12 protein-coding genes are annotated in these 10,922 nt (G+C 72.2%); 6 read left to right on the top strand and 6 right to left on the bottom strand.

From position 1 onward, the window contains the following. The 6 genes from ACZ7HQ_RS37870 to ACZ7HQ_RS37845 form a co-directional block, all read right to left on the bottom strand. Positions 1-293: biotin carboxylase N-terminal domain-containing protein (locus ACZ7HQ_RS37870; RefSeq protein WP_470999916.1), on the bottom strand; the 293-nt coding region annotated here is incomplete at its 3' end. A gap of 39 nt (positions 294-332) precedes the next feature. Then, positions 333-539: an acyl-CoA carboxylase epsilon subunit gene (locus ACZ7HQ_RS37865; RefSeq protein ID WP_470999913.1), complete on the bottom strand. Its 207-nt coding sequence runs from the start codon at positions 537-539 to the stop codon at positions 333-335. Further along, a complete protein-coding gene (locus ACZ7HQ_RS37860; protein WP_470999925.1) occupies positions 536-2,080 on the bottom strand; it encodes an acyl-CoA carboxylase subunit beta in 1,545 nt (514 codons plus the stop codon). Before ACZ7HQ_RS37860 ends, ACZ7HQ_RS37865 begins: the two co-directional genes overlap by 4 nt. Positions 2,081-2,155: 75 nt before the next feature. Further along, complete coding sequence (locus tag ACZ7HQ_RS37855) at positions 2,156-2,419, bottom strand: acyl carrier protein (protein WP_470999911.1); 264 nt, start codon at positions 2,417-2,419, stop codon at positions 2,156-2,158. A 65-nt stretch (positions 2,420-2,484) separates the two neighbouring features. Next, positions 2,485-3,765 (bottom strand): beta-ketoacyl synthase N-terminal-like domain-containing protein, encoded by a 1,281-nt coding sequence (locus ACZ7HQ_RS37850; protein WP_470999909.1) that lies wholly within the window; start codon positions 3,763-3,765, stop codon positions 2,485-2,487. Further along, positions 3,762-5,033 carry a beta-ketoacyl-[acyl-carrier-protein] synthase family protein gene (locus ACZ7HQ_RS37845; protein ID WP_470999907.1) on the bottom strand — a complete coding sequence of 424 codons (1,272 nt, stop codon included), beginning with the start codon at positions 5,031-5,033 and terminating at the stop codon, positions 3,762-3,764. Before ACZ7HQ_RS37845 ends, ACZ7HQ_RS37850 begins: the two co-directional genes overlap by 4 nt. A gap of 196 nt (positions 5,034-5,229) precedes the next feature. On the opposite strand from ACZ7HQ_RS37845, the gene ACZ7HQ_RS37840 reads away from it, so the two are divergent. The 6 genes from ACZ7HQ_RS37840 to ACZ7HQ_RS37815 are packed head-to-tail and all read left to right on the top strand — an operon-like array spanning position 5,230 to position 10,822. Continuing rightward, entirely contained in the window at positions 5,230-6,798 is a 1,569-nt protein-coding gene (locus ACZ7HQ_RS37840) for a bifunctional 3-(3-hydroxy-phenyl)propionate/3-hydroxycinnamic acid hydroxylase (protein ID WP_470999905.1), read from the top strand. A 20-nt stretch (positions 6,799-6,818) separates the two neighbouring features. Next, a complete protein-coding gene (locus tag ACZ7HQ_RS37835) occupies positions 6,819-7,448 on the top strand; it encodes a flavodoxin family protein (RefSeq protein ID WP_470999903.1) in 630 nt (209 codons plus the stop codon). Continuing rightward, positions 7,445-8,410 (top strand): MBL fold metallo-hydrolase, encoded by a 966-nt coding sequence (locus ACZ7HQ_RS37830; RefSeq protein ID WP_470999901.1) that lies wholly within the window; start codon positions 7,445-7,447, stop codon positions 8,408-8,410. The genes ACZ7HQ_RS37835 and ACZ7HQ_RS37830 overlap by 4 nt, the downstream gene beginning before the upstream one ends. A gap of 36 nt (positions 8,411-8,446) precedes the next feature. Further along, positions 8,447-9,424: a fumarylacetoacetate hydrolase family protein gene (locus tag ACZ7HQ_RS37825; RefSeq protein ID WP_470999900.1), complete on the top strand. Its 978-nt coding sequence runs from the start codon at positions 8,447-8,449 to the stop codon at positions 9,422-9,424. After that, on the top strand, positions 9,421-9,852 hold the full coding sequence (locus ACZ7HQ_RS37820; protein WP_470999898.1) for an ester cyclase: 432 nt from the start codon (positions 9,421-9,423) through the stop codon (positions 9,850-9,852). The genes ACZ7HQ_RS37825 and ACZ7HQ_RS37820 overlap by 4 nt, the downstream gene beginning before the upstream one ends. After that, a complete protein-coding gene (locus ACZ7HQ_RS37815) occupies positions 9,842-10,822 on the top strand; it encodes an amidohydrolase family protein (RefSeq protein ID WP_470999896.1) in 981 nt (326 codons plus the stop codon). The genes ACZ7HQ_RS37820 and ACZ7HQ_RS37815 overlap by 11 nt, the downstream gene beginning before the upstream one ends. Positions 10,823-10,922: the final 100 nt, after the last annotated feature.

Raw genomic sequence — 10,922 nt, 5'->3', positions numbered from 1 at the left:
CCCGCGTCCAGGACGGCCTGGGCGAAGTCGGCGTTCTCCGAGAGAAAGCCGTATCCGGGGTGGACGGCGTCCGCGCCGGACTCGCGGGCCGCGTTGAGGATCTTGTCGATGACCAGGTAGCTGGTGGCCGGGGTGTCACCGCCCAGAGCGAACGCCTCATCCGCGGCGCGGACATGCGACGCGTCCCGGTCCGGGTCGGCGTAGACGGCCACGCTCGCGATCCCGGCGTCCCGACAGGCCCGGGCCACGCGGACAGCGATTTCGCCACGGTTCGCGATCAGTACCTTGCGCACGACGTGGTCAGCCTTTCGAGGGGAGAGAGGGGGAGACGTTCAGCGCTGCCAGCTCGCCGGGGAGCGGTAGCCGGGGTGGAGCCGGCCGGCGCTCCACGGCGGGGCGGCCGCCCCCGGCGAGGGGTGCCGGGAGGGTGCGCCCCGCTGCTTGCGCAGACCGGTACGAGCGAGCAGGACGGCCGCCAGGGCGGCGATCTCCTCGTCGCTGAGGGTGCCGCGCTCGACGCGGACGAAGTCGCCGGTCACTGGGGCGGGTTGCCGTGCTTGCGGCTGGGCAGGCCGGCGTGCTTGGCGCGCAGCATGGCCAGCGAGCGGACGAGGACCTGACGGGTCTCGGCGGGGTCGATGACATCGTCGACCAGGCCGCGCTCGGCGGCGTAGTACGGGTGCATCAGCTCGGACCTGTACTCCTTGACCATCTGGGCCCGCATGGCGTCCGGGTCGTCCGCCTCGGCGATCCGGCGGCGGAAGATGACGTTCGCGGCGCCCTCCGCGCCCATCACCGCGATCTCGTTGGTCGGCCAGGCCAGCGAGATGTCCGCGCCGATGGAGCGCGAGTCCATGACGATGTAGGCCCCGCCGTACGCCTTGCGCAGCACCACCGAGATCCGCGGCACGGTGGCGTTGCAGTAGGCGTACAGCAGCTTGGCGCCGTGCCGGATGATGCCGCCGTGCTCCTGCTCCACGCCGGGCAGGAAGCCCGGCACGTCCACCAGCGTCACCAGCGGGATGTTGAAGGAGTCGCAGAACTGGACGAACCGCGCGGCCTTTTCACTGGAGTGGATGTCCAGCACTCCGGCCAGGGCGCGCGGCTGGTTGGCCACCACGCCCACGACCTGGCCGTCCAGCCGGGCCAGCGCGCACACGATGTTGTCCGCCCAGGTGGCGCTGATCTCGAAGTAGTCGCCGCCGTCGACGATTTCGGCCACGACCTCGCGTACGTCGTAGGGCCGGCTGCCCTCGGCCGGCACCAGGTCGCGCAGCACGTCGGTGGTCCGGTCGGCGGGGTCCTCGCAGGGCTCGGACGGGGGGAGCTCCCGGTTGTTCTGCGGGAGCATCGACAGCAGGTAGCGGACCTCTCCGAGGCAGGTCTCCTCGTCGTCGTACGCGAAGTGGGCCACGCCGGAGGTCCGGGCGTGGACGTCGGCGCCGCCCAGGCCGTTCTGGGTGATCTCCTCGCCGGTCACCGCCTTGACCACGTCGGGGCCGGTGATGAACATCTGCGAGGTGTCCCGGACCATGAACACGAAGTCGGTGAGCGCCGGGGAGTAGGCGGCGCCGCCCGCGCACGGGCCCAGCATCACCGAGATCTGCGGGATGACGCCGGAGGCCCTGGTGTTGCGCTGGAAGATCCCGCCGTATCCCGCCAGGGCGGTCACGCCCTCCTGGATCCTGGCCCCGGCACCGTCGTTGAGCGACACCAGCGGGGCACCGGCGGCGATGGCCCGGTCCATCAGCTTGTGGATCTTGTCCGCGTGGGCCTCGCCGAGCGCGCCGCCGAAGATCCTGAAGTCATGGGCGTACACGAACACCGTCCGCCCGAACACCGTGCCCCAGCCGGTGATCACACCGTCGGTGTAGGGCTTCTTGTCCTCCAGCCCGAACCCGCGGGCCCGGTGCCGGCGCAGTTGTTCCAGTTCCTGGAAGGAGCCCTCGTCCAGGAGGAGTTCGATCCGCTGCCGGGCCGTCAGCTTTCCCTTGGCGTGCTGGCGCTCGGTGGCGCGCGGATCCGGGCCGTCGACCGCCGCCCGGCGTTTGTCCCTGAGCTCGCTGAGAGATTCCTGCATCATTCGTCGTCCCCCGTGCGTGGAAGCCAGAAGTGGGCCGGGGCGGCGCACCCGGGCCGGGCGCGCCGCCGTGGGTCACGCGTGGGCGGTCTCCCGCGCCAGCAGGCCGTTGACGTAGTCGACGAGGGCCTGCGGTGTCGTCAGCTCGTCCATCGGCGCGTCGTCCATCGCCACGTCGAGTTCCTGCTCGATGCGGGAGAGGGTCTCCAGCATGGCTATGGAGTCGTAGCCGAGGTCCTCGAAGGTGATCGCGCCGACGTCGCCGTCGAGGTCCCCGTTGTCGGGCTCGCCCGAGCAGTCGCGCAGGATGGTACGGAGCCCGTCGAGGCTGAAGCTCATGTCAAGTTCCTTTCGGATAAGGCACGTTGCGGTGTGGTGCGGGTGGGGTCGGGGCGGTGGGCGCCTCAGGGGACCCGCGAGATGACCGCGGCCGAGTTGAAGCCGCCGTCCCCGCGGGCGAGCACCAGGGCGTGGTCGAGCCGCGCCGGGCGCGGGCCGCCGGTGACCAGGTCCAGGCCCAGCTCCCCGGCGAGGTCGCCGCGGCCGGTCGTGGGCGGGATCTCCCCGTCGCGGATGGCCAGCAGCGCACTGACGACATCGGTCGCGGCGCCGGCGCCGTACATGCGCCCGGTCATGGTCTTGGGCAGGGTCACCGGCACCCCGCGCGGGCCGAACAGCTCGGTGATGGCGGCGGCCTCGGCCCGGTCGGCGGCGGCCTCGGCCGCGCCGTCCGCGAAGACCACGTCGATGTCGTCCGGGCCCAGCCCGGCGTCGTCCAGGGCGATCCGGGCGGCCCGGGACAGCGTCGGGGGCCGCCCGGTGGCCGGGTGCGGGTCGAAGGTGGAGCCGTAGCCGGTGAGGGCGCCGTAGACCTCCCGCGCGCCACGCTCCCGGGCGGCCGCGAGCGGCTCCAGGATCATCATGGCGCTGCCCTCGCCCGGCACGTGTCCGCGCGCGGAGCGGTCGAACGGGGCGTACGCGGTCTCCGGGTCCTCGCCCGTGCTCAGGTTCCCGGCGGTCATGCCCGCGGTGAGGCCGTACGGGCAGATCGGGGCGTCCGCGCCGCCCGCGACCACGAACCGCTGCCCGGCACGCAGCCGGCGCCGCGCCTGGGCGAGGGCGTCGATGCCGCCGACCTGACCGGTGACGACGACACCGCTCGGGCCCTTGAGCTGGTGGCGGATGGAGACCTGGCCGGTGTTGACGCCGTAGAACCAGGCGTAGGACATGTACGCGGTGACGTACCGGGGACCCTTGCTCCACAGGCGCTGCAGCTCCCGCTGGATGAACTCCACCCCGCCGACCGCGTTGGCGGTCACCACCGAGCCGTCGAACTCGCCGAGGGCGGCGGGGTCCAGCCCCGCGTCGTCCAGCGCCCATGCGGCGGTGACCAGGGACAGCTGGGTGGCGCGGTCGGTGGCCGGGATGAGCCGGCTGGGGATGTGCTGCCGCGCCTCGAAGCCGTCGATCTCCCCGGCCACCCGGACCGGGTAGGAGCCGGCGTCGAAGTGGGTGATGGGGCCGAGGCCGCTGGTGCCCTTGCGGGTCGCGGCCCAGAAGTCCTCGGTGCCGAAGCCGTTGGGGGCGGCGACGGCCAGGCCGGTGAAGACCGGCAGTTCGTCGTGGTGCGTCGCCTCACGCCCCGAGGCCGCCGGTGTGTGCGCTGCGGTGTGCCCTGCGTTCATCGGTGGGCGCCCTCCTTGACGAGTACGGCCGCGCTCTGGAATCCGCCGAAGCCGCTGCCCACGCTCAGTGCCACGTCGACCCGCTGCTCGCGGGCCACCAGGGGCACGTAGTCCAGGTCGCAGTCGGGGTCGGGGGTGTGCAGGTTCGCCGTGGGCGGGATGACGCCGTGCTCGATGGCCAGTGCACAGGCCGCGAGCTCGATGGAGCCGATCGCGCCCAGGGAGTGGCCGATCACGGACTTGATGGAGCTGACCGGGATCGAGCGGACGGCCTCGCCCAGGCTGCGCTTGTACGCGGCCGTCTCGTGCCGGTCGTTCTGCTTGGTGCCCGAGCCATGGGCGTTGATGTAGTCGATGGCCTCGGGGGCGATCCGCGCGCCGGCCAGCGCGGAGTCGATCGCGGCGGCCATCTCGCGGCCGTCCGGGCGCAGTGCCGTCATGTGGTGGGCGTTGCACCGGGCGGCGAACGCCGCGACCTCGGCGATGACATGGGCCCCGCGGGCGTGGGCGTGCTCGGCGGTCTCCAGCACGAAGACCGCGCCCCCCTCCCCGAGGACGAACCCGTCCCGGTCGCGGTCGAACGGCCGCGAGGCGTGAGCGGGGTCGGCGTTGTTGGGCGAGGTGGCCTTGATCGCGTCGAAGCAGGCCACGGTGATGGGCGTGATCGGGGCGTCGGTGGCCCCGGCGATCATGACGTCCGCGCTGCCCTCCCGCAGGATGTCGCAGGCGTAGCCGATGGCGTCCAGGCCCGAGGTGCAGCCCGCGGAGATCATGGCGGCCGGGCCCTGGGCGCCGGTGAGCCAGGCGATCTCGCGGACCAGGGAGCTGGGGGTGTTGTAGTCCGCCAGGTACGGGCCGGCCTTCTCGGGGGCCAGCTCCCAGGAGGTGCCGTCGCCGCTGATCTCCCGGTAGATGCGGTCCAGTTCGAGGACCGAGCCCACCGCGCTGCCCAGCGCCACGCCCGTGCGGGCCGCGACCTTCTCCGTGACCTCCAGACCGGACTGCTCGAGCGCCTCGCGCGCCGCGACATGGGCGAACTGGGAGGACCGGCTCATGCGCCCGGCCTGCTCCTGGGTGAGCCCGTTCTCCGCGGGCAGGAAGTCACACTCCGCCGCGATACGGGAGCGAAAGCCGCCGGCGTCGAATGCGGTGATGTTTCTGGTGGCGCTCCGCCCGCTGATCAAGGTTTCCCAGAAGTTCTTGACACCGATTCCGCGTGGCGCCACCACGCCGATTCCGGTGATCACTACGCGCCTTGGCGGCAGCATGCTCGCATCCCCTCAGCCGTACCGTCGTGAATTGCGGGAATTTGCTTCGTGCTCAGGAATCGTCGCGCTGCGCCGGTATCGCCAGGAAGGGTCTACGGACCCAAACGGCACCGAGTGCCAGGCTCGCGGGTTTGCGGTAGCACCTTTGGGTCCTGAGGCCCTGTGCAGCTCAGGAGGCCGATGAGATGCTGCGCAAATGCTGGTCCAACGATGTGACGTGGCCGTGGTCGGATACGGCCCGGTGGCGCAGACACTGAGTGCCCTGCTGGGGCAATCGGGTTGTGAAGTCGCCGTCTTCGAGAAGCAGCCGGAAATCGCCTGTTCGCCGCGTGCGATCCATATCGACGACGAGATCATGCGGCTCATGGAGCGAATCGGTGCCGGTGCCGAGATTCGCGAGAAATCCATGTGCTGGGACACGTACGACACCAGAACCGCCGCATTCGGCGGCGAACTTCTGCGCCATTTCGACTGGAGCGGGACCGGCCGGCACGGCTGGCGCGAGCACTGGAGCTTCTATCAGCCCCAACTGGAGGCCGCCGTCGACCGGCGGGTACGGGACTGCTCCTCGGTCACGGTCCGTTTCCACTCCGAGGCCGTGGCGCTGGAGCAGGACGCGGACGGCGTGACGCTGACCGTGGCCGACACGCGCACCGGCGAACGCCACACCGTACGCGCCCGCCACCTGGTCGGCGCGGACGGCGCGGACGGCTTCGTCCGCGAGGCGCTCGGCATCACCGTCACCCGCGGTACCGGCGGGCCCCGCCGGCTCGTCCTGGACGTCGAGGAGAAGCACCCGATGTCCTTCGAGTTCGAGAACGGCCACTTCCTGGACCCCGAGCGGCCCGGCTGCCTCTTCCGGCTGGGCAAGGCGCACCGCCGCTTCGAGTTCCAGCTCTTCGAGCACGAACAGCCCGAGGACTTCACCGCGGAGAAGGTCTGGGAGCTGCTCTCCCCGTGGGGCGGCCCCGAGGACTTCCACCTGCTGCGGCGGCCCGTGGTCGCCTTCCGCGAGCTGATGGCCGACACCTGGCAGCGCGGCCGCTGCTTCCTGGTCGGGGACGCGGCCCACGCCATGTGGCCGTTCGCGGGGCAGGGCATGTGCTCGGGCATGCGGGACGCCGCCGCACTGGCCTGGCGGCTGGACCTGCTGTACCGCGGTGCCGCAGACGCCTCGGTCCTCGACACCTTCACCGCGGACCGCAAGGACGACGTCCAGAGCTGCATGGACCAGGCGCGCCAGGTCGGCCTGCCGTGCATCGTCCTGGACCCGGAGCGGATCGAGCAGCGCAACGCCACGATGCGGGCCCAGCTGGCCGATCCCTCGCTGCGTCCGGTCCCGCCCCGGCGCCCCGGCCCCCGGGCCTTCGCCCACGACGACCCGACGGCGGGCAGCCCCGCCCCGCAGGCCGAGGTCCGGCAGGGCGGCCGCCAGGGGATGTTCGACGAGGTCGTCGGCCATGGCTTCGTCCTGCTCACCGGCTGTGCCGAGACCGCCTCCGCCTTCTTTGCCCTCCCCCCTGAGCTGCGCGCCACGCTGGACCGGGCCGGGGTGATCCTGGCCCATGTGGGCCCGCCCGGCTCGGCGGCCCCGATCACCGACGTGACGGGTGCCTACGGCGACTGGCTGACGGAACTCGGCGCCGACTGCGTACTGATCCGCCCCGACTTCTACGTCTACGGCTCCGCCCGGGCGCCCGAGGGCCCGGAACTGCTGGAGCACTTCGCCCGCTCCCTGACGACTCGGCGATCGGCCCGGGTGTGAACCGACAAGGAAACCCCGTCATGCCAGACACACGACACACACCGCACACCACCGTCAGCATCGCCTACCACTCGCGTCACGGACACACCGCCGTCCTGGCCGCGGCCGTGGCCGACGGGGCGCGGGAAGCCGGAGCGCGGACCCATCTGCTCGCGGCCGACCAGGTCGACGAGGACGGCTGGCGGTCTCTGGACGCCTCCGACGCGATCGTCTTCGGGTGCCCGACCTACATGGGCAACGTCTCCTCGGAGTTCCAGGCCTTCGCCGAGGCCACCTCGCGCCGCTGGCTGAACGGAGCGTGGCGGGACAAGGTCGCGGCCGGTTTCTCCAACTCCGGCTGTCTGAGCGGCGACAAGCTCCAGGTGCTGCAGGCGCTGGCGATCCTGGCCGCCCAGCACGGGATGCACTGGGTCAACCTCGGCCTCAAGCCCGGCTACAGCGCCAGCACCGACAGCATGAACGACCCCAACCGCCTCGGAATCTTCCTCGGTGCCGGTGCGCAGACCCCCGCCGACCTGGGGGACGAGGGCGTGCACAAGTCCGACGTCGAGACCTGCCGGCTGCTCGGCAGGCGGGTGGCCGGGGTGAGCGCCGCGCTCACCGCCGGTACGCGTCTGCTGGCCGGCGGCGCAGGAACAGGAGTGGCATGACAGTGGAAGCCCGTATGGAAGCGCAGTCCTGCTGCCCGTCGGCCGAACCCCCTGAGCAGACCGCCGCGTTGGGGCGGCTCTCCCCGGTGGCCGGCAACGTCCACGCCTTCACCCAGCCCGACTGGGGATGGGGGCTCAACAACTGCGGTGTCGTCACCGGCGACGAAGGCGTGCTGCTGGTCGACACCTGCTTCACCGAGCGGCGCACCACCCGGCTGCGCGAGGAGATCGCCCGGGTCGGTACCGCACCGGTGCGGTACCTGGTCAACACCCACCACCACGGCGACCACACCTTCGGCAACCACCAGTTCCCCGACGCCGCCGTCATCGGCCACCCGTACTGCCGGGAGAAGATCATCAGCGAGGGCCTGGCCGTCGTCCCGTACTTCGACACCGTCGACTGGGGCGACATCCGGATCTGCCCGCCGACGGTGCTGTGCGAGGACCGCATCACCCTCGAACTCGGCGGGCTCACGGCCGAGGTCATCCCGGTCGCTCCGGCCCACACGCTGGGCGACGTGGTGGTGTGGCTGCCCGAGCAGCGGGTGCTCTTCGTCGGGGACATCATCTTCAACGGCTGCACCCCGGTCATCACCGACGGCTCCCTGTCCGGGATCCGCACGGCACTGAAGACCCTGCGCGCGCTGCGGCCCGAGGTGGTGGTCCCCGGCCACGGCCCGCTCGCGGGTCCCGAGGTCTTCGACGCCGTCGACGACTACTTCGACTTCGTGGAGGACGCGGCCCGCAAGGGGCGCGCCCGTGGACTGAACCCGCTCGAGGCGGCCCGGGCGGTGGACCTGGGGCCGTACGCCGCGTGGAACGACAGCGAGCGCCTGGTCGCCAACATCGCGCGGACGTACTCGGAAATGGACGGCGAGCCGATCGGAACCCCGCTGCAGCGGCGGGAGATCGCGCCGATGATGACCGCCTTCGCGGGCCGTCCGCTGCGCTGCCTGGCCTGACCGGCCGTACGACAACTCCTGGACGAGGGAAGCGACATGAAGATCGGACGTGTACTGCGGGACGGCGCCGACGGGCCGGTGCCCCGGCTGGTGTCGGTGCACCCGGAGACGGGTACGGTGCTCGACCTGGCCGCCGAGGAGCGGCGCAGGCTCATCGACGCCGGCGCCTCGGCGCGCCGGGCCGCGCGGCTGGCGGCGGCGCAGTTCCCCGGCAGCCTGACGGAGGCGCTGGAGACCGGCCCCGGCTTCAGGGAGGCGGTCGACCGGGTCCTTGAGGGTGCCGACCCCGCCCTGGGCATCCCCCTGGCCGAGGTGCAGTGGCTGCCGCCGGTGGACCCGCCGGTGCTGCGGGACTTCAACGCCTTCAAGAACCACGAGGCCACCGCCCCCGACGTGTGGTTCGAGGTCCCGCTCTTCTTCAAGATCAATCCGTCGACGGTCGTCGGCCCCGGCGAACAGGTGGTCTGGCCGGCCGGCTGTGAGCACCTGGACTACGAGCTCGAACTCGGCCTCGTCATCGGCTCCCCGGCCCGCGACCTCACCCCGCGGACGGCCCGCACGGCCCTGTTCGGGGTGACCGTCTTCAACGACTTCAGCGCCCGCAACCTGCTGCGCCACGAGATGGAGGGGCGGCTGGGCCCGGCCAAGGGCAAGGACTTCTGCACCGCGCTGGGCCCCTGGGTGGTCACCGTCGACGAGCTCGACCTCACCGACCTGACCATGACCGCCCACGTCAACGGCGAGGAGTGGTCCCGCGGGAACAGCGGCTCGCTGGTGTGGAGCATCGAGGAGATCCTGAGCTACGCCTCCCGCTCGGAGCCCCTGGTGCCCGGTGAGGTCATCGGCACCGGCACGGTGGCCGGCGGCAGCGGCTGGGAGCTGGGCCGCAAGCTGCAGCCCGGCGACACGGTACGCCTGGAGATCGGCGGCGCGGGATGGCTGGAGAACACCGTCGGCAAGCCCGACCCGGTGCGCTGGCAGCCGACTCCGCGCAAGCGGACGGGGGTCCGGTGAAGACGGACAACGCGGCCGTCGCGCGCAGGCTGTTCACCGCGCTGCAGGACGCCGACGTCCCGGTGATCCACGAACTGATCGCCGAGGACCTGGTCGACCACAGCCCGATGTTCGGCCGCAACGCCTTCGAGCGCGAGAACCTCAAGGAGTCCGCGGTCCGCTTCAAGACCGCCTTCCCCGATGTCCGCATCCGTACCGAGCACGTGCTCGCGGACGGGGACAAGGTCCTGGTGTACGAGATCGTCACCGGCACCCACACCGGCCCGTTCGGCGAGCGGCCGCCGACGGGGCGCACGATGCGCGTGCAGGCCGCGCACGTCCTGCGGATCGCCGGCGGCAAGGTCGTCGAGCACTGGTCGGTACGGGAGCTGGAGAGCATGCGGGCCGCACTCGGCATCGGCGAGGACGGCACCCCGCATGGCGACTAGCCACGGCCAGGACCCGTACGGCGAGGGCTGGATCGACGTGCACGCCCATCTGGTGCCGCCCTCCTTCGACCGGGCCTGGCACGACGCCCCGCCCTCCCACCGGGACGGCATGCCCTTCCTGCCGGCGTGGTCACTCGCCGGGGCGCTTCAGGACATGGACCGCACGGGCGTACGGGCCGCGGCCGTCAGCATCCCGTCCCCCGGGGTGAACTTCGGTGATCCCCGGCGGGCCGCGGACCTGGCCCGCCGGTTCAACGACGAGTGCGCGCAGCTCGTCGCCGGATCCGGCGGGCGGCTCGGTCTGCTGGGCTGTCTGCCGCTGCCCGACACGGACGCCGCGCTGGCGGAGATCGGGGCCGTGGCGGACCTGCCCGAGGTCCACGGGTACGTCCTGTTCACCAACTACGACGGCCGCTACCTGGGCGATCCGGCGTTCCGGCCGGTACTGGCCGAACTCGCCCGCCGCCGTGCCACCGTGCTGCTGCATCCGACGTCGGCGCCGACCGTGCCGGCCCCGGGCGTCCGCAGGCCGCCGAGCGCTCTGCTGGAGTTCCCCTTCGACACCACCCGGACCGTCATCGACCTGGTGCTGTCCGGGGCGCTCGCCGGCTTCCCCGAGGTGCGGTGGATCGTGCCGCACGCCGGAGCGACACTGGGCGTGCTCGCGGACCGGGTGGCGGCGCTGACCGCGGCCATGCTTCCGGACACCGAGGTCGATGTGCTGGGCGCCCTGCGCTCGCTGTACTACGACCTGGCGGGTCCGGTGCTGCCACGGCAGTTGGACACACTGCTGCGCATCGCCGACCCGCTGCGCCTGCTGTACGGCACCGACCTGCCGTTCTTCCCCCGGGAGTCGGTCAACCGGTGGCGCGGTGAACTGGAGCGCACGGGGCTGCTGGACGAGCGGCAGCGGCGGGCGGCGGCCCGGGAGACCGCCGCGACGCTCTTCCCCCGACTGGCCGCGGTCTGAGGAAGGGCGGCCCGGGGGGGGGGGGGGGGGGGGGGGGGGGGGGGGGGGGGGGGGGGGGGGGGGGGGGGGGGGGGGGGGGGGGGGGGGGGGGGGGGGTGGT

The sequence above is a fragment of the Streptomyces sp. NPDC037290 genome (genome assembly GCF_055603245.1).
The sequence above is the reverse complement of the archived record's forward strand: the minus strand, read 5'-3'. Positions and strand labels throughout refer to the sequence as shown.